The organism is Corallococcus sp. AB030 (genome assembly GCF_003668965.1).
GTDB classification, from domain to species: Bacteria; Myxococcota; Myxococcia; order Myxococcales; family Myxococcaceae; genus Corallococcus; species Corallococcus exiguus.
This window is the reverse complement of sequence record NZ_RAWQ01000208.1, coordinates 1-19,075: the sequence shown is the minus strand read 5'-3', so window position 1 is coordinate 19,075 and position 19,075 is coordinate 1. Positions and strand designations below refer to the sequence as shown.

10 protein-coding genes are annotated in these 19,075 nt (G+C 70.5%); 4 read left to right on the top strand and 6 right to left on the bottom strand.

Annotation, left to right across the window (positions count from 1 at the left end):
- The first annotated feature begins 53 nt into the window (after positions 1-53).
- Positions 54-587: a hypothetical protein gene (locus D7Y15_RS35220; RefSeq protein WP_121755325.1), complete on the top strand. Its 534-nt coding sequence runs from the start codon at positions 54-56 to the stop codon at positions 585-587.
- A 37-nt stretch (positions 588-624) separates the two neighbouring features.
- Positions 625-1,599 (top strand): NAD-dependent epimerase/dehydratase family protein, encoded by a 975-nt coding sequence (locus D7Y15_RS35215; protein WP_121755324.1) that lies wholly within the window; start codon positions 625-627, stop codon positions 1,597-1,599.
- Positions 1,600-1,686: 87 nt separating this feature from the next.
- Here the strand turns inward: D7Y15_RS35215 and D7Y15_RS35210 are convergent, their stop codons facing one another.
- From D7Y15_RS35210 to D7Y15_RS35185, 6 genes are all read right to left on the bottom strand, one after another.
- Positions 1,687-5,811: a CARDB domain-containing protein gene (locus D7Y15_RS35210; RefSeq protein WP_121755323.1), complete on the bottom strand. Its 4,125-nt coding sequence runs from the start codon at positions 5,809-5,811 to the stop codon at positions 1,687-1,689.
- Between the two features lie 213 nt (positions 5,812-6,024).
- On the bottom strand, positions 6,025-8,541 hold the full coding sequence (locus tag D7Y15_RS35205; RefSeq protein WP_121755322.1) for a CARDB domain-containing protein: 2,517 nt from the start codon (positions 8,539-8,541) through the stop codon (positions 6,025-6,027).
- A gap of 151 nt (positions 8,542-8,692) precedes the next feature.
- Positions 8,693-11,587 carry a CARDB domain-containing protein gene (locus tag D7Y15_RS35200; RefSeq protein WP_121755321.1) on the bottom strand — a complete coding sequence of 965 codons (2,895 nt, stop codon included), beginning with the start codon at positions 11,585-11,587 and terminating at the stop codon, positions 8,693-8,695.
- Positions 11,588-11,746: 159 nt separating this feature from the next.
- On the bottom strand, positions 11,747-13,252 hold the full coding sequence (locus D7Y15_RS35195) for an ATP-binding cassette domain-containing protein (RefSeq protein ID WP_120579568.1): 1,506 nt from the start codon (positions 13,250-13,252) through the stop codon (positions 11,747-11,749).
- Between the two features lie 281 nt (positions 13,253-13,533).
- Complete coding sequence (locus D7Y15_RS35190; protein WP_120579569.1) at positions 13,534-14,619, bottom strand: SPFH domain-containing protein; 1,086 nt, start codon at positions 14,617-14,619, stop codon at positions 13,534-13,536.
- Positions 14,610-15,110, bottom strand: coding sequence for an NfeD family protein (locus D7Y15_RS35185; RefSeq protein ID WP_120579570.1), 501 nt, complete (start codon positions 15,108-15,110; stop codon positions 14,610-14,612). The genes D7Y15_RS35190 and D7Y15_RS35185 overlap by 10 nt, the downstream gene beginning before the upstream one ends.
- Positions 15,111-15,237: 127 nt before the next feature.
- On the opposite strand from D7Y15_RS35185, the gene D7Y15_RS35180 reads away from it, so the two are divergent.
- Together D7Y15_RS35180 and D7Y15_RS35175 are read left to right on the top strand one after the other, a co-directional pair.
- Positions 15,238-16,134, top strand: coding sequence for an alpha/beta fold hydrolase (locus D7Y15_RS35180; RefSeq protein ID WP_120579571.1), 897 nt, complete (start codon positions 15,238-15,240; stop codon positions 16,132-16,134).
- 207 nt (positions 16,135-16,341) lie between these two features.
- Positions 16,342-19,075, top strand: a 2,734-nt coding sequence (locus D7Y15_RS35175) for an error-prone DNA polymerase (protein ID WP_121755320.1), incomplete at its 3' end; no start/stop codon positions are given.

Sequence of the window (19,075 nt, the reverse complement as noted above, 5' to 3'; positions counted from 1 at the left end):
GGGCGGGTGCGGTCGGGGTGGAGGCCCCGCCGCTTGTGGCCTAGCGTGACGGCATGCGCCCCGCACGACTCCTCCCGCTGCTGCTCGTGTCCCTCGTCCTTCCGGCCTGCGCCGCACGGCAGGTGCGCCCGGAGGGGAGCATCCGCAAGGTGGTGGTGGTGGCGGGCTCGCGCGTGGACGTGCTGCCCACGGGCACGTTCCGCCAGGACATCATCGGAGAGAGCAACCCGCGCACGGTGCTGGCCCGCCAGACGGAGGCGGAGCTCCTCTCTCGCGGTTTCGAGGTCGTGGCCACGCGCCAGTCCCAGGCCCCGGTGCCGCTCACGGACGAGGTGTCCTCCTTCGTCCAGCAGAACAAGGCCGAGGCCGCGGTGGTGGTCATCCTGGACTGGCTGGACGTGTCCGGCGCGACGGTGCTGGGCCGGGTGGACGTGGTGCTGCGGCTGGGCATGGTGGACCCCAACGGCCAGGTGCTCTGGACGGACACGTTCCGCTCGCAGCCCGTGGTGAGCGCCTACCAGTCCGCGACGGACTGGAACTCGTTCCTGCGCCGGGCCGTCATCGACGCGGTGCAGGTGGTGCCGTGACGGTGGTTGTCCTTCTTTCGCGCGTGACGAGGGGGGCATGCGGGTCCTGGTGACGGGCGCGGCGGGCTTCATCGGCGCCCACGTCTGCGAGCGGCTCCTCTCCCGAGGTGACACGGTGGTGGGCCTGGACGCGCTGGACGCGGCCCCTGGGGACGTGGCGCTGCGGCGCGCGCGCCTCCAACGGCTGTCCGGTGCGCGTGGCTTCACCTTCCTGTCCGGGGACATCACCGACGCGGCCCGGCTGGGTGAAGCGTTCACGGCCGCGCGTCCGGAGGGCGTGGTGCACCTGGCCGCGCGGGTGGGCGTGCGGGCCCCGGACGCGGAGGCTCCGGCGTACGCGGACACCAACGTGACGGGCTTCGTGCGCGTGCTGGAGGCCTGCCGCGAGGCGCGCGTCCAGCACCTGGTCTACGCGTCCTCCAGCTCCGTGTACGGCGCGTCCACGCCCGCTCCGTTCCGCGAGGACGCGCCCGTGGATCAACCGCTCAACCTCTACGGCGCCACCAAGCGCGCCAACGAGTTGATGGCGCACGCGTACAGCCACCTGCACCGGCTGCCCACGAGCGGCCTGCGCTTCTTCACGGTGTACGGGCCGTGGGGACGTCCGGACATGGCGCCGCTGTTGTTCCTGCGCGCGCTGGCGAAGGGTGAGCCCCTGCGGCTGCACGGCGACGGGCGCATGCGGCGCGACTTCACCTTCGTGGACGACGTGGCGGAGGCCGTGCTGCGCGTGCTGGACCGGCCTCCCTCGGGGAGCCCGCCGCACCGGCTTCTCAACGTGGGCCACGGCGAGCCGGTGGCGCTGGGGGACTTCGTGGGCCTGCTGGAGCGGCACTGGGGCACGAAGGCCCGCGTGACGTCCGTGCCTTCGGCGCCCGCGGAGATGGTCTCCACGTGGGCGGACACCTCGCGGCTGGAGGCGGAGACGGGCTTCAGGCCGCGCGTGTCCGTGGACGCGGGCGTGGCCCGGTTGGTGGCGTGGTACCGCGAGTGGAGCGGCACCGCCCGCTGAGGCCTGCGCGAAACGGCGGCGGGCGCCGCCCGGGGCTCGTGAAGACCCCGGCCGACGCCCGCGTGTCCTACGTGCGGCGTGGAAGCGCTACGGCAGCACCGCGAGGAAGTTCTCGACGAAGGCGTTGTTGTCCTCGCGCAGCTCCGTCACCGACCGCTGCGAGTCCACCAGCGCGCCCAGGTAGAACAGCCCGGAGCCCTGGTAGCCGGGCAGCGTGTCCGCGGTGATGAAGAGCTGGCGCGTCGTGCATTGCCCCACGGACAGAGAGTCCACGTCCACATCGCCCAGGGTCACCTGGGTGGAGGAGGACGGCATCTCGTCCGGGAACGCCAGGGTGGGCTGGGTGGAGAGGAGGAGCTTCACCTGGCTGTTCCACCCCGAGGGCTGCGTGCCCTGGTTGCAGACCGTCACGGTGGTGGAGAACATCTCTCCCCTGCGCACGGCGAACGGCGCGGTGACTTCCGTGACGACCAGGTCCGGCCCGTACCCCACGCCGATGCGGCCCCGCACGAAGGCGTTGTTGTCCGTGCGCAGTTCGTCGTTGGGAGACCCTGCGCGAATGAAGGCCCCCACGAAGAGGGGCGCTTCCGGATCCGCCGGTGGATTGGCGTTGAGGGTGCCTTCGCGCGTGACGCACGCGTTCTCGGGGAGGGACGGAATCTCCACCGCTCCCGCCAGGGACACGCTGGAGGCCGGATCTCCACCGGGGAAGGTCAGCTCCGGCGGCGTGGACGACGTGGAGAGGAAGAACTCCACCGTCTGGGTGGAAGAGGGCTGAGTGCCCTGGTTGCAGACGGTGACGGGGACCTGGGCCTGTCCATAAGGCTCGAGATTCTCCGGCCCGCCCATCGCGGTGATGACGAGGTCCGGCGCGTTCCCCACGCCGACGCGCGGCCCGACGAAGGTGTTGTTGTCCTTACGCACCTCTGGGGCAATCCAGTACCGGTCCACGGTGGCCCCCACGTAGTACGTGAGCGGATCCGCGCTCGTGTACCCGTAGAAGTTGCCGGTCACCGGCAGGGTGAGGCAGGTGTGCCCGGCCAGATTGGGGATGACGAGCTCGCCCAGGAACTCATCGGGGGGCACCTGGTTCGCGCCGCCCTGCGGAGGCAGGGACAGCTGGGGATGGGGCAGCAGTTGCAGCGTCACCGGCAGGCTGTCCCACGAGGCCAGGGAGCCCTGGTTGCAGACGGTGACGGTGGCGGTGAAGGACTGGCCGTGCCGGATGCTGGCGGGCGCCGTCAGCGCGGTGATGATCAGGTCGGCCCCCGACCCCACGCCCAGGCGCCCCTTCACGAAGACGTTGTTGTCCTCGAGCAGCTCCGTCCGGCCCTGGAACGGATCCACGACGGCGCTCAGGTACAGGGGCTGCTCCGGTGACGCTCCCGAGGGCCGGTCGACGGACACCATCCCCATGGCGCTCACGCACTGTCCGGCATCGAGCGGCGCGACGTTCAGGTACCCCGCCATGAACTGGTTGGGATCGTTGGGGGACGGCGGCGGTGAGCCCGGCGGAGGCAGGTTCCAGGTCTCCTCCGTGGACACGACGAGCGCCACCTCGGTGGAGTTCACGGGGTCGGTGCCCACGTTGCAGACGCGCACGGTGGCGGCGAACGGCTCCCAGGGCGCGACGGTGGAGGGTGCCTGCACCGCGGTGACCACCAGGTCCGGCCCGTAGCCCACGCCAATGGCGCCCGCCACGTAGGTGTTGTTGTCCCAGCGCAGCTCCTGCGGAATCGCCTCCCGGTTGACGACGGCCCCCAGGTACAGCGGGCGGAACGGAACCGCGTCGGGCGGTGCATCCGCCCACCCGGAGATCTGCCGCGTGGTGCAGGCCCCCGCGCCCAGCGACGGCAGGGACGCGTCACCCACGAACCTCTGGCCGCCCATCGGCATGGGCGGGAACGCCAGCGGATCCGGCGCCGGCAGCGTGTCGTCCACGCTCAAGTAGACCGCCACGCGCGCGCCGCCACTCAGCGGCCCCGTGCCCACGTTGCAGACCTTCACCTTGCTGGTGAAGGTCTCCCCGGGCCGCACGCTGGCGGGCCCCTGGAACTCGGTGATGACGAGGTCCGGCCCGTTGCCCACGCCGACGATGCCCGCGGCGAAGCCGTTGTTGTCCACGCGCGGCTCGAACTGCTGCATGTCCACGACCGCGCTCAGGTTCAGGGGCCGCTCGAACGGCGAGAGCATCGAGTCCACCGGACGCGAGGCCTGGAACGTGGAGCGCTGGGTCGTGCACTGCCCGGCCGCCAGCATTGCGTAGGCCTGGGCGCGGCCCTGGAAGGCGTAGGCCCGCGGGAGCTCCGCGAACACGGGGGGCGCCGGATACGGCCGCGACACGGGCGGCGCGGTCTCCGTGGAGAGGAACAGCGAGACCCCGTAGCTATACACGGGGGCCGTGCCCTGGTTGCAGACCGTATAGGTCGCGCTGAAGGGCTGGCCGTCCTGGAGGTCCGCGGGGGCGCGCACGTCGGTGATCACCACGTCCGCGTCCGGTCCCGTGCCCACCAGTCCCTGGATGAACGTGTTGTTGTCCTCGTCCATCTCCTGGACGTTATGGACCGTGTCGATGGCCGCGCCCAGGTACAGGGGCTGACCCGGCTGCGCCTCCATGGGCAGGTTGCGGTAGGCGTTCACCTGCACCGTCTGGCACTGGCCGGCGGGGAGGTAGGTCACGTCCGCTCCGCCCACCGGGGCCTGGGTCTGCGTAGGGTAGGGCCCATACAACGGCGCGAGCGTCACCGAGGCTTCCGTGGAGAGGAAGAGCTCCAGGTGGGCGTAGCCAGACAGGTTGGCCGTGCCCACGTTGCAGACCTGCGCCTCGACGGGGAACGAATAGGAATCCGGGAGGTTGGTGGGGCCCTTCAGCGACCGCACCACCAGGTCGGGGCGATAGCCCTCGCGCACGGTGCCCTTCGTGAAGGTGTTGTTGTCGTCACGCAGCTCCGGGACGTACTGCAGCCCGTCCACGCGCGCGCCCAGGTACAGCGGACCGCCATGCTGGAAGGCCGGGGGCGGGAATGTGACGCCGAACACCGGCAGCGTGACGCACCGTCCCGCATCCAACCCCGGCGCCTGCGCCTGGCCGACGAAGGACTCCGTCAGGGCGCCGGGCTGCTGCGAAGCAGGCAGCGGGGACTCCGTGGACAGCAGCACGTCCGCGCGTACATCCATGGCCCGGTCCGTGCCCACGTTGCACACCGTCACGGATCCGGAGAACGAGTGCCCCGGGCCGATGTTCGTGGGCCCCGTCATGTCGGTGACCACCAGGTCGGCCTTGTCGCCCACGCTCAGCCGGCCCGCGACGCGCGTGTTGTTGTCCTCGCGCAGTTCGGGGTGCTGCTGCCGCGGGTCGATGATGGCGCCCACGTACAGCGGCTGCCCGGGCTGGGTGGCCGCCGGGGGACTCTGCGGGAACGCCTGCGTCCGGACCGTGAAGCAGCGGCCCGCCTCCAGCGGCGGCACGGGGACGATGCCCATCGGCGCCTGGACATCCACCGGCGCGCCTGGCGTGGGAAGGCTCAGGGTGTCCAGCGTGGAGATGTAGAGCTCCGCCTCGGAATAGGGCGACTCCTCCGTGCCCACGTTGCAGACGCGCACGTCGGCGAGGAGGGGCGTTCCCGGCCGGACGCTCGCGGGCATGTGCACTTCGGAGACCACGAGGTCCGGGCCCAGGCCCACGCCCATCAGGCCGCGGACGAAGCCGTTGTTCGTCTCATCCAGCTCCGTCACGGACTGCCCCGTGTCGATGCTGGCGCCCAGATAGAAGGCGGTGCCGGGCTGCCCGGGGGGCAGCTGCGCGTTGGCGGTCACGGTGCGCGTGACGCACTGGTGGGGCTCCAGCGGCCCCACGTCCTTCTCGCCCACGGTGACCTGCTGGGTCGGGGGTGGAGCGTTGGGGTCGGGCACCTGCTGGGTGGGGGTCGTGGACAGGTACAGCTGCAGGAACGTGCCGCCGCTCTGAGGGTACGCGGCCGCGGTGCCCTGGTTGCAGACCTTCACGGTGGCGGTGAAGTCATGCCCGTCGCGAACGCTGTCAGGAGCGAGAAGCTCGGTGATGACCAGGTCCGCTTCGTGGTCCAGGGAATGGCTTTGATCGCGAGCGGGTTTCACGCTCGACGACGCGCCTTCACTTCCGCAGCCGGTGATGACGAGCGTGCCCGCGATGAGCAGACACGTGTGTCTCCATGACGGCGAGAGCCGTTGCATGTGTTCTCCTTGGGGGAATGTGCAATCAACCAGACGCCGGCCGCCGGGCCAGGTCTGGCGCCATGACGACACTAAATGGATGCCCTGACATGCGAAAAGCCAATGCGCTTCAAACCCAGCGTGTTGGATGCGTGGCCTGGAAAAGGCAAACGCCGGCCGGGTTCGTGAAGACCCCGGCCGACGTCCACTTGTCCTACGTGCCGTGAAGCGCGGTTACGGCGTGTTGCTCACGGTGAGGGTGCCGCGCACGAAGCCGTTGTTGTCTTTGCGCAGCTCGGAGTCGTAAAGCCTCGCGGAGGCCCCCAGGTAGAGGGCCGCGCCCGGCTGTGCCGCCTGCGGCGGGACGGCGTTGACGGAGCCCTCCACCGAGACGCACTCACCGACAGCCAGCGGCGGCACCTGCACGAAGCCCAGCCGCGACAGCGTGGGCGACTCCACGGGCTCACCCTGGACGGCGGACGCCGGCAGCGTGGCCACCGTGGAGAGCAGCAGGTCCACTGTGTGGGGCGGCGCGGTCATCGTTCCCTGGTTGCAGACGGTGACGGGCACCTGCATCGCCGCCCACGGCTGGACCTGGTCCGGCCCGCCCATGGCGGTGATGACGACGTCCGCGGCGAACCCCACGCCGATGCGCGGACCGACGAACGTGTTGTTGTCCTCGCGCACCTCCGGCAGATCCCGGGCGCGGTCCACGCTGGCGCCCAGGAAGAACGTCTGCGTGCCCGGCATCCCGATGCCAGCTCCAGAGATGAACGCGTTCACCGTCTGCGTGACGCAGGCGTGCGCCGCCACGGGCGGAAGGGTGGCTTCACCCAGCAGCTCCTCCAGTGGGACGGGCACGTTCGGGGCCGGCAGCGTCAGCGAGGGCTTTGTCAGCAGGTGCAGGGTCACCCGAGTCCCAGGCGCGGCCTCGGCGCCCAGGTTGCAGACGGTGACACCCAGGTCGAGCGGACCGAACGCGCTCACGGGGCCCGTCAGCGACGTGATGACCAGGTCCGGCCCGGTGCCCACGCCCAGCCTCCGCCCCGGGGACACGTTGTTGTCCCGGCGCAGGTCCAGCGGGTCCTGGAACGGATCCAAGACGGCGCTCAGGTACAGCGGCGCGTGCACGGGCGCACTCCACGGCCGGTTCGCGTGCAGCGTCACCGGCACGTCCTGGCACTGGCCGGCCTGGAGCGACGGAGCGTTCGCCATGCCCGCCATGTGCTGGTCCATCGAAGGGAACGGCGTACCCGGTGGAGGCCGCGTCCAGTTCACCTCCGTGGACACCACGAACATCATCGGGACGATGCTCGAGCCTTCCGTGCCCGCGTTGCAGAGGCGCGCGGTGGCGGTGAACGGCTCCATCGGCGCGACGGTGTCAGGGAACGTCAGCCCCGTGACGACCAGGTCGGGCGCCTCACCCACGCCCATCAGGCCCGCGACGAACGTGTTGTTGTCCTCGCGCAGCTCCTGCTGGGCCACCCCCGGGTCGACGACTGCGCCCAGGTACAGCGGCTGCAGCGGCGTGGCCTGCTCCGGACGTGTCGCCCGTCCGGTGAGGCTCTGCGTGACGCAGGCCCCTTCACCCAGGGACGGCACGCTCACCGTGCCCACGAGCGCCACGGTACCGTCGGGAGACGGCGGCGAGCCGCTCTGCGCCAGGGGTGCCGGCAGGGTGTTGCCCGTACCCAGGTAGACGGCCACCTGCGAGGTCCCGGGCGTCGGCTGCGTGCCCACGTTGCAGACCTTCACGGTGCTGGTGAAGGTGTTCCAGGGCCGCGCGCTGGCGGGCCCCTGGAGCTCGGTGACGACGAGGTCCGGGCCGAAGCCCACGCCCACGGGACCCACGGCGAAGCCGTTGTTGTCCGTGCGCGCGTCGGGCGGGCCGTCCATCACCGCGCTCAGGTTCAGCGTGGAGGACAGGGGCAGGGGCCCCAGCTCCATGGGGCGCAGGGCATGGAACGTCCCGCTCTGCGTGGTGCACTGGCCCGGCGTCAGGTCCGTGTTGATGGAGGACCGTCCCAGGAACGCGTACCCGGGGAGGGGACCCTGGGACTGCCAGGGGGCCACCGCGGGCGGCGCCGCGTCCACGGAGAGGTACATCGCCACGCCGGTGGAGGACGCGGGGCTGAGGCCCACGTTGCAGACCGTGTAGCTCGCGGTGAAGGGCTGGCCGTCGCGCAGGTTCGCGGGCGCCTTCACGTCCGTGATGACGAGGTCCGCGTCGAAGCCCACGCCCACCAGGCCCTGGGTGAGGACGTTGTTGTCCTCACGCAGCTCTGGCACGGTCCGGTTCGCGTCGATGACCGCGTCCAGGGCCAGGGCCTGGTGCGGCCCTGCCTCCTGGGGCCGGGAGGCGATGGCGTCCACCGTCAGCGTCTTGCACTGGCCGGCGGACAGGACCGACACGTCCGCGCTCCCCACGGGGACCTGGGTCCGAGAGTCGAACGGCGCGGGGAGCGCCGGGAAGACCACCGCGTTCTCCGAGGACAGCGCCAGCTGCAGCCGGGCGGAGCCGCCCAGGTCCGCCGTTCCCACGTTGCATACCGTCGCCTCGACGGGGAAGTGCATCCCCGGTGCGACGTTGGCCGCCGCCTTCAGCGACCGGACCACCAGGTCCGGGCCGTTGCCCAGGCCCACCAGTCCCTTCACGAAGGTGTTGTTGTCCGCCCGCAGCTCAGGAACGAACCGCGGCTCCTCCACGCGCGCTGGCCGCCGGGCCCGGTTCAACGTCGCGGGGACATCCAAGGGATTTCCTCAACGGCGCGGAGCCGATGAAATTCAAACCAGCCACGAAGATTCTCCCGCCAGAAAAGACAAACGCCGGCCGGAGACATGAAGGCCTCCGGCCGGCGAATCCCATCTCAAATGATAGGGATTTCCTCTTGGAGGAATTCCTTTACTGCGCCTGGCCGATGGGCGTGGCCCGCGTCAGGGTGTTGTTGTCCTCACGCAGCTCCAGCAGCGAGTTCGGCCCGTCGACGAGGGCGCCCAGGTACAGGGACTGTCCGGAGGTGGCCGCGGAGGGGCGGACCACGGAGCTCTGGATCGACAGCGTGGTGCACTGGCCCACGGACAGCGTGGGCACCATGGCGCCCCCCACGGGGATCTGGACCTGGGTGAACGGAGGCTGCCCCTGTCCGGGCGTGTAGAGGGACGTCTCCGTGGTGATGACCAGGTCCAGCGGCACGGAGCCGTACGTGGACACGTTGCCCTCGTTGCAGACCTGCACCTGCGCGGTGAAGGAGCCGTACTGCGGCAGGGCCGGGGGCGCCGTCACCGAGCGGACGACCAAATCCGGGCCGCTGCCCACGACGATCCGCGACGTCATGCGGGTGTTGTTGTCCTCGCGCAGCTCCACCACCTGATTGGACATGTCCACGCGGGCTCCCAGGTAGCGCGGGGAAGCGGGGTCCGCGTTGGGCACCGTGGACGCGGAGCCGCTCACGGCCGTCGTCACGCACTGGCCCACGGCGAGCGAGGACACGGAGGTCATTCCGACATAGGCCTCCGAGGACGCGGGAGGCAGGTACGGATTGGACTGCATCTCCTCCATGGCCAGGACGCCCATCGCATACGAGGGCCCCGCCGGCTCGGTCCCCACGTTGCAGACCTTGACGTTGAGGGTGAGGGGGCCGCCCGGGATGGCGCTGGAGGGGCCGGTGACGTCCGTCACCACCAGGTCCGGGCCATTGCCCACGATGAGGGTGCCGGCGACGCGGGTGTTGTTGTCCTCGCGCAGCTCCAGCTGCTGCTGGTTCACGTCCGCCACGGCCACCAGGTACAGCGGCTGCGTGGGCGTGGCCGCCGGGGGGAGGGCGGCGTACACCGTCTTCGGGTACAGCACGCAGGTGCCCTGCGAAAGCGACGACACCTCCACCGTGCCCACCATCACCTGGGACGGTGACGGCGGGTACTGCATGGACGACGTCACGGAGGCCGTGGTGGACAGGAAGAGGCCCACCGTCGAAGCCGACGAGGGCTGGGTGCCCTCGTTGCAGACCTTCACGTCCGTCGACAGCGAGGTGCCGGGCTTGACGCTCGAGGGCGCCGTCAGCGTGCGCACGACGAGGTCCGGGCCGTACCCCAGGCCGATGCGGGACAGCGGAGACACGTTGTTGTCCTCGCGCAGCTCCTGGAGAGACGACATCGGGTCCACGATGGCGCCCACGTACAGCACGGGGTTCGGCATGGCCGTCCCGCCCGGCACGTTGGAGTAGCCGCTCACCAGCCGCGTGACGCACTCCAGGGGCTCCAGCGCCGGCACGTTGACCGTGCCCACCGGCATGCGGGACATGGGCGGCGGACCGGACACGACGCTCAGCGAGGGCTCATTCGTGACGTACACCTCCACCGGCACGTCGGTGGACCGCGTCGTGCCCACGTTGCAGACCTTCGCGGACACCGCGAGCGTCCCGTAGGACGGCGCGTTGGAGGGGGCGTCCAGCGAGACGACAGTGAGGTCGGGCCGCGCGCCCATGCCCATCAGCGTGTCCGCGCGGGTGTTGTTGTCCTCGCGCAGCTCCACCACGCCCTGCGGCAGGTCCACGATGGCGCCCAGGTACAGGGGCTGCTCGCTGGGATTCGCGGGCGGGCGGTTGGCGGGGCCCTGCACCGTGCGGGTGGCGCACTGGCCGCTCACCAGCGCCGGCACGCTGAAGCTCGTCACCGGGAATTCAGTCAAGGGGCGGGGCTGCGTTCCCGGGGCCGCCAGCGACGGCACCGTGGACAGGAACACCCTCACGTCGGCCTGGGGAGAAGACGCGGTGCCCTCGTTGCACACCGTCACCGTCGCGGGGAAGGAGTCGCCCTGGCGCGCGCTCGCGGGCCCCGTCACGGAGCGAATGGACAGGTCCGGGCCATTGCCCACGCCCACCAGTCCCTGCACGAACGTGTTGTTGTCCTCGCGCAGCTCCGTCACGCTCCGCGACGGGTCCGCGATGGCGCCCAGGTACAGAGGCGTGCCCGGCGGCGCGGAGGGCGGCCTCTGGGCGTAGCCGGTGAGCGGCACCGCGCGGCACTGGCCCGTCTCCAGGCTGCCCATGAGGGCGCTCCCGACCATCAGCTGCGTGACGGGGACGGGGGGCGGGCCGGACAGCGGCGGCAGCGTCAGCCCGTTCACCGAGGACAGGTACAGCTCCACGGAGCCGCCGGAGCTGTACTCCGTGCCCACGTTGCACACCGTCGCGGACGCGCTGAAGGCCTGGCCCGGCGCCAGGTTGGGCGGTGCGTCCACCCGCGTGACGACCAGGTCCGGTCGGTTGCCCACGCCCATCAGGCCCTTCACGAAGCCATTGTTCGTCTCGTCCGACTCCGGCACCGCGTTCTGCGTGTCGACGCTGGCCCCCAGGTAGTAGGTGCCGTTGCCCGTGAAGCCCGAAGGAGGGCTGACGTAGATGTTGAACGAACGGCTGACGCACTGGCCCGCGTACACCGTTCCCACGTCCGTCTGGCCCTGGGTGAGTTGCTGGGTGGGAGGCGGCTGCGTCCCCGGCCCCGGCACCTGCTGCGTGGGCGTGGTGGACAGGTACACCTCCAGCATGGCGCTGGAGTACACGGCCTGGTCACCGGTGTTGCAGACCTTCGCGGTGACGGTGACGGGCTGGCCGGGTTTCGCGCTGTCCGGAGCCGTCAGCTCCGTGATGCGCAGGTCCGGTCCGGGAACGAGCGCACTGGCCTGCTGCTCCAGCGGAGGCGCTTCCTCCGGGGCGGAACCGCTGGAACAGCCGGTGAGCGCGAGCGCGCCCGTGATGAAGAGACACGAATGCCGCCATGGCGGCGTACGCCGAGACATACGGACTCCTGGAATGGGGGGAGAAGACGATACAGGCCCGGTGTGACATCCACCGGGACTGCAGGTCTTTTCTAGGAGTGGAACACCGGCGCGAAAAACAAGTTTCAGCGTTATTTCGCGGGGAGGTCTGTCTTCACTCCATCCCGGCGGTCAGGCGGCTCATTCCACCTCCACACGTCCGTTCGCCACCAGCCACCGCGTGGTGGTGCAGGAGCGGGCGAAGGGTGCGTCGTGGGTGACGAGCAGCAGCGCGCCCGGGTAGTCGTGCAGCGCCGCCTCCAGCCGTTCGATGGACGGCAGGTCCAGGTGGTTGGTGGGTTCGTCCAGCACCAGGGCCCAGGCGTGCTGGCCCAGGCCGCGCGCGATGGCCAGCTTGCGCGCCTCGCCGGGTGACGGCTGTTCGGACGCGAGCAGCCGGTGCGGATCCACCCCCAGCGCGGCCACCAGGGACATCACCCGGCCGCGCTCCTCCGGAGGCAGCTCACGCACCGCGTCGATCAGGGCGCGCGTCTCCTCCGCGCCCAGGTCCTGGGGCAGGTACAGGAGCTTCTCGCGAGGCACGCGCGCCTGCTCCAGCAGGGCCTTCAGGAGCGTCGTCTTGCCGGCGCCGTTGGGGCCCTCGATGCGGATGCGCGCCTCGCGGTCCACGTCCAGGCGCGTGGGGCCCAGCACCTCCACGTCGCCGGCCTTCAGGCCCGGTGTGTCGAAGGTGAAGAGCCACGGGTTGGGCGAGCGCACGTAGTCCACGAACACGGAGCGCCCCACCGTCTTGTCCACGGTGAAGGTGCCCACCGCGGCCTCGGCGCGCTCCAGTTCGCGGCGCTTCACGGTGACCTGGTGGCCCAGGCGGGACTCGGCCCAGCTCGCCAGCGTGGAGGGCCCCAGGCCGCGCGCGTCGCTGTCGTACTTGTTGCGCATCCGCCGCGACGTGCTGCGCGACAGGGTGGCGCCCTGGTGCTCGCGCCGGGCGCTGTCCAGCAGCTGCGCGGCGCGGTCCCGCTCCGCCTTGGACTGCTGGTGGGCGGCGACCTCCGACTCGCGCTCCGCCTCCCAGTGGCCCTTCGCGGCGGAGTAGGCGCCCGGGTACAGGTGCGCCTCGCCGCCGTGCACGCGCAGCGTGGCCTGGGTGAGCGTCTCCAAGAGCTCGCGGTCGTGGGACACGACGACGCCCACGCCCCGGAAGCGGCGCAGCGCGGCCACCAGCCAGGCGCGCGCCTCCGCGTCCAGGTGGTTGGTGGGTTCATCCAACAGCAGCACGTCCGGCTCGCGGGCGAGCGCCGCGCCCACCTGCCAGCGCTTACGTTCACCCGGGGACAGCGTGGGCCAGCGCTCCAGCGCGGTGACGTCCAGGCCCAGCTGGCCCTGGAGCCTGCGCGCCAGCGCGTCCCAGGCGTCCGCGAAGGCGGTGATGTCGGGCGTGAGCGCCTCCACGCCCTGCGGACACAGGCACACGAGCGGCGAGTCCGGTTCGAACTGGAGCTGCCCGGACGTGGGCTTCAGCTCGCCGGACAACAGGCGCAGCAGGGTGGACTTGCCGGCGCCGTTGGGGCCGACGAGGCCCGTCCAGCCGGAGGCGAGGTGGAACTCCACGTCGGTGAGGACGGGGATGGCATCGGTGAACGAAAAGCAGACGCGGTGCGCGCGCACGGAGGAGGACGAGGGCATGTTGAAGCGACTCCTGAAACCGGAAGCCAGCGCACACGTCCGTCAGGACGCGCGGCGGCGGGGTACAGCTGGGGACCGGGGTTTCAGGCGAACAGCTTCAAGGGTCTGCGAACCTCGTTCAGGGGAAGACCTGTGACATCTCCCCGCGTGGACAACCGGTGCTTCAGGTGGAGCATGCGGCGCGGCCCGGGCGGATGGCAAGCCCGGGCGCGTGCCGTGACGTGGGCACCGACGGAAAGAACGCCGGTGCCCTGACAACGATTCCCCGAAAGGGGCCGGGGCTACTCGTCCGAGGGCGGCTGCACCCGGCGGGTGGCCGGGATGGTGGCGCTCGCGGCGGCGTTCCGGGCCAGGGCCTGGGCGCTCATCGAGGCGGCGGACGGAGCGGACGCGCGGAGCTGGGGCTGGGGCGCGGCGGCCGGGGCGGCGTCCTTGGCGAACACCTCCTTCAGCGTGGCGATGGAGCCCAGCGCGGCGGTGGCCTCGTAGGGGATGAACATCTTGTTGTCGCCCTTGCCCAGCTCCTGGAGCGTCTCCAGGTAGCGCAGCGCGAGCACCTCCGGCGTGGCGCGGCCGGTGTGGATGGCCTCGAAGGTGAGGCGCGTGGCCTCGGCCTTGCCCTCGGCCTCCAGCATCACGGCGCGCTTGTGGCCTTCGGCGCGGGCGATCTCCGCGTCGCGCTCGGCCTCCGCGCGCAGGATGCGGGAGATCTTCTCGCCTTCGGCCTGGAGGATGGCGGCGGCCTTGTCACCTTCGGCCTTGGTGACCTCGGCGCGGCGCTCGCGCTCGGCGGTCATCTGCTTGGCCATGGCGGCCTTGATGGCCTGGGGCGGTTCAATCTCGCGCAGCTCCACGCGCGTCACCTTCACGCCCCACTTCTCCGTGGCCTCGTCCAGCACCATGCGCAGCTTGGTGTTGACCGTCTCGCGGCTGGTGAGCGTCTGATCCAGCGTGAGGCCGCCCATGACGTTGCGCAGGTTCGTCATGGTGAGCTGCTCGATGGCGAGCGCCAGGTTCTCCACCTGGTAGAGCGCCCGGCCCGGATCGACGATCTGGTAGTAGATGACCGAGCCGACCTCCATGTTGACGTTGTCATGGGTGATGACCTGGACGGTCTCGAAGCCCATGACCTGCTCGCGCAGGTCCACCAGGGTGTTGCGCGTGAAGCGGTTGCCGGCGCGCATCTCCATGGCGCGAGGGCTGTCCATGAAGGGGATGAGGATGTTGAGGCCGCTGGAGGCCACGTGGTGGAACTTCCCCAGCCGCTCCACGACCATCACCTTGGCCTGGGGAACGATGCGCACACCGGTGACGAGCCCGATCACGACGGCCGCGGCCGCGACGAGCAGAACAATGGTCAGTCCCATCCTGCGTTCTCCTTCTTCTTGCGACGCGCCGGTTGCAGCGCGACTTCGTTGGACGCCGACGGGCGTCGCACCCACAACTTGAGGCCTTCAATCTGCTCCACGGTGACGCGCTCGCCCTCGGGCAGGGGCCCGGACAGGGAGCGCGCCATCCACAGCTCGCCGTTGATGCGCACGGTGCCCCCGTGTCCGTCCGCCAGCGCCTCCATGACCACGGCCTCCTGGCCCAGCATCGCCTCCACGCCCGTCTTCAAGTGCACGGCGTCCCGCATGAAAACGTGTTTGAAGATGGTGCGGGACGCGCCGAAGAGGGCGGCGGACACCAGGATGAAGGCGAAGAGCTGGCTGTTGAGGCCCAGGCCCACCCCGGCCATGAGGGAGGCCATCAGCGCGCCCACCGCGAACCAGAGCGTCACGAAGCCGGAGAGCTTGATCTCCAGCGCGCCCAGGACGATGGCGGCGATCAACCAGAGCTGCCAGGCGGTGGTGTCCATATGGGGTCCTTGTTTGGCAGCGGCTTCGGCCCCCTGTCAAACCGGGCGGCCGGGCATCCGGAATCAATCAAAACGGAGGGTGGGTTCCGGGAAGGCCCTAAGGGGGCCCAAGCCGGGGGAAAAGCAGATGCCATACCTGTCCATCCGTGGTGCACGACTGTACTACGAGGACACAGGGGGGAGCGGGGAGCCGGTGCTTTTCAGTCACGGGCTGCTCTGGGACTCCCATCTGTTCCACCGGCAGGTGGAGGCCCTGAGGGGCCACTACCGCTGCATCGTGTACGACCACCGGGGCCAGGGGCAGAGCGAGCCCCCGCCTGGCGACTCGGTCATCGACCTGCGCACCGTGTATGAGGACGCCGTGGCGGTCATCCAGGCGCTGGGGCTGGCGCCGTGTCACTTCGTGGGCCAGTCCATGGGGGGCTTCGTGGGCCTGAGGCTGGCAGCCAGGCACCCGGAGCTCCTGCGCTCACTGGCGTTGCTGGACTCCTCGGCCGCGGCGGAGCTGCCGCTGACGCTGGCGCGCTACCGGGTGCTGACGACGCTCACGCACTGGCTGGGCCTGAGGCCGGTGGTGGATCGGATCATGTCGCTCTACTTCGGGCGCACGTTCATGCGGGACCCGGAGCGGGCCGAGGAGCGGGCGTTGTTGCGCCGGCAGTTGGCGGCGAACCCGCGCGCGGTGTGGCGCGCAATGCAGGGCGTCATCCACCGCCGCGGCGTGGAAGGGGAGCTGCACCGCATCCAGACGCCGACGCTGGTGCTGGTGGGGGAGGAGGACGCGGTGACGGTGCCGGAGGTGGCGGAGCGGCTGCACCAGCGCATCTGGGGCGCGCGGCTCAAGCGGCTGCCCTGCGGCGGGCACATGTGCATCCTGGAGCAGCCCCAGGCGGTCAACGTCGCGCTGGGAGACTTCCTGGAGGAGGTGGAGCGCGACTCGCTCCAGGAAGCGGTGATGGCGGTGGCGAACCAGCCCCGGGCCACGGGCTCGCGGCAGACGGCTTCCAACGCGACCTCCTCATGAATATCGCCAAAGGCAGCAATGGGCTTTCACGAACGGCCCCGCCATGTTCGTCCGGTTTTCAATCACAACTCAAACCGGGCATGAGAGGACTGCGGAATGGGAGACAATGGCTTCCTCCGTATGAGAGGAACAACCCATGAAGTCGCCCTCTCTCGAAACGGAGATCCAATCTAGCGCCTGAACGCCCGCTCAGTATCCTGATCCGGCGTGAGCTACGCCGAGTTGATGTGCCGGTCCCACTTCTCCTTCCTGCACGGCGCCTCCCATCCGGAGGAGCTGGTGGCCACCGCGGCCCGGCTGGGGTTGTCCGCGCTGGCGCTGACGGATCGGGACGGGCTCTACGGCGTGGTGAAGGCGCACCTCGCGGCGAAGGAGCACGGCGTGAAGCTGCTCCTGGGCGCGGAGCTGACGCTGGAGGACGGCCCGCCGGTGGTGGTGTACGCGCGGGACGCAGCCGGGTACTCGAACCTGTGCCGGCTGGTGTCCCACGGCCGGATGACGCACCCCAAGGGCGAGGCGGGCGTGCCCTGGCGCAAGGTGGCGGAGCACGCGTCGGGGCTGCTCGCGCTGCTCCCGGGCCCGGTGGCGTTGGAGGCGGTGGCTCCACTGGCGGAGGCGTTTCCCGGGAGCTTCCACGTGGGCCTGAGCCGCTCGCTGTCGGCGGGGGACGCGGCCCGGGAGGCGCGAGCGGAAGCGCTGGCCCGCGCGCTGGGCGTGCCGCTGGTGGTGCACAACGACGTGCACACGCACCACCGCGACCGGCAGGTGCTCCAGGACGTGCTCACGTCCATCCGCCACGGGGTGACGGTGGATCATGCGGGCACGCGGCTGTTCCCGAACGCGGAGCGGACGTTGAAGTCCCCCGGGGACATGGCGCGGCTGTTCGCGGACCGGCCTGAGGCGCTGGCGCGCACGGTGGAGCTGGCGTCGCGCTGCGAGGCGTCCCTGGACGCGCTGCACTACCGCTTCCCGGAGGAGGACCTGCCAGAAGGCCGCACGGCGGACGCGCACCTGCGGGTGCTCACGGAGGCAGGCCTGCGCACGCGCTATCCGGGGGGCGTGCCTCCGGCGGTGACGAAGCAGATCGACCACGAGCTGCGGCTCATCGCGGCGCTGGACTTCGCGGGGTACTTCCTGTCGCTGTGGGACATCGTGATGTTCGCGCGGGGGCGGGGCATCCTCTGCCAGGGGCGGGGCAGCGCGGCGAACTCGGCGGTCTGCTACGCGCTGGGCATCACGGCCATTGATCCGGTGCGGATGGGGCTGTTGTTCGAGCGCTTCCTCAGCATGGAGCGCAAGGAGCCGCCGGACATCGACGTGGACTTCGAGCACGAGCGGCGCGAGGAGGTGCTCCAGTACGTCTACGAGAAGCACGGCCGCCGCCACGCGGGCATGGTGTGCGAGGTGATCTGCTACCGGGGGCGGCTCGCGCTGCGCGAAGCGGGCAAGGCGCTGGGGCTGTCGTTGGATCAGGTGGACCGGCTGTCGCGGGTGGCGTCGTCGCACGGTTTCCAGGTGACGCCGGACGTGCTCCAGGAGGCGGGCCTGTCACCGACGGACGGGCGGGTGCTGCGGACGCTGTCGGTGGCGAAGGAGCTGGAGGGCGTGCCCCGGCACCTGTCCATCCACGTGGGCGGCTTCGTGATGACGCGCGAGCCGCTGGTGGACCTGGTGCCGGTGGAGAACGCGGCGATGCCGGGGCGCACGGTCATCCAGTGGGAAAAGGACGACATCAACGCGGTGGGGCTCCTGAAGGTGGACCTGCTGGCGCTGGGCATGTTGACGGCGCTGTCGCGCTGCTTCGCTCTGATCCACAAGCACTACGGCCGCGAGCTGTCCCTGGCCACGGTGCCGCCGGAGGATCCGAAGGTCTACGACATGCTGTGCAATGCGGACACGGTGGGCGTGTTCCAGATCGAGAGCCGCGCGCAGATGAACATGCTGCCCCGGCTCCAGCCCCGGGAGTTCTACGACCTGGTGGTGCAGATCGCGCTCATCCGGCCGGGGCCCATCGTGGGCAACATGGTGCACCCGTACCTGCGCAGGCGGCACGGCCAGGAACAGGTGACGTACCCGAGCGACGAGGTGCGCGGCATCCTCCAGAAGACGTTGGGCGTGCCGCTCTTCCAGGAGCAGGCGATGCGGCTCGCGATGGTGGCGGCGGGCTTCAGCGCGGGAGAGGCGGACGGCCTGCGGCGGGCGCTGAGCCACAAGCAGGCGGAGGCGCGCATCCTCCCGTACCGGGGCCGCTTCGTGGAGGGCTGCGAGGCGAAGGGCTACACGCGAAAGCAAGCGGAGGAGTGGTTCGACCACTTCCGGGGGTTCGCGCACTACGGGTTCCCGGAGAGCCACTCCGCGAGCTTCGCGTTGATTGCCTATGCGTCCAGCTGGCTGAAGTGTCACTACCCGGCGGCCTTCACGGCGGCGCTGCTCAATTCACAGCCCATGGGGTTCTACGCGCCGCACACGTTGGTGGCGGACGTGCAGCGGCACGGCGTGGAGGTGCGGCCGGTGGACGTGCGCCGTTCGAGCTGGGACTGCACGTTGGAGGACGGGGCGGTGCGGCTGGGGTTGAGGATGGTGCGGGGGCTGGGCGAGTCCTCGGGCCGGGCGGTGGAGACCGCGAGGCGGGGGGACTACACGAGCGTGGGAGACCTGGCGCGGCGGGCGCGCATTCCCCGGCATGACTTGACGCGGCTGGCGTTGTCCGGGGCGCTGGCGTCGCTGTGCGGGGCGCGGAGGCAGGCGCTGTGGGAGATCCAGGCGCTGGGGCCGCTGGACGCGGACGACCTGTTCTTCGGCATGCCCATGGATGGCACGGCGGTCCAATTGCCTCCCATGGGCGTCCAGGAGCGGGTGGTGGCGGATTACGACACGGTGGGGTTGTCGCTGGAGAAGCACCCCATGGAGTTGCTCCGGCCCACGTTGAAGCGGATGGGGG

Coding starts and splice junctions, on each gene's coding strand:
- D7Y15_RS35195 (WP_120579568.1), bottom strand. CDS start 13,252: ATGCCCTCGTCCTCCTCCGTGCGCGCGCACCGCGTCTGCTTTTCGTTC.
- D7Y15_RS35180 (WP_120579571.1), top strand. CDS start 15,238: ATGCCATACCTGTCCATCCGTGGTGCACGACTGTACTACGAGGACACA.
- D7Y15_RS35210 (WP_121755323.1), bottom strand. CDS start 5,811: ATGCAACGGCTCTCGCCGTCATGGAGACACACGTGTCTGCTCATCGCG.
- D7Y15_RS35220 (WP_121755325.1), top strand. CDS start 54: ATGCGCCCCGCACGACTCCTCCCGCTGCTGCTCGTGTCCCTCGTCCTT.
- D7Y15_RS35215 (WP_121755324.1), top strand. CDS start 625: ATGCGGGTCCTGGTGACGGGCGCGGCGGGCTTCATCGGCGCCCACGTC.
- D7Y15_RS35200 (WP_121755321.1), bottom strand. CDS start 11,587: ATGTCTCGGCGTACGCCGCCATGGCGGCATTCGTGTCTCTTCATCACG.
- D7Y15_RS35185 (WP_120579570.1), bottom strand. CDS start 15,110: ATGGACACCACCGCCTGGCAGCTCTGGTTGATCGCCGCCATCGTCCTG.
- D7Y15_RS35190 (WP_120579569.1), bottom strand. CDS start 14,619: ATGGGACTGACCATTGTTCTGCTCGTCGCGGCCGCGGCCGTCGTGATC.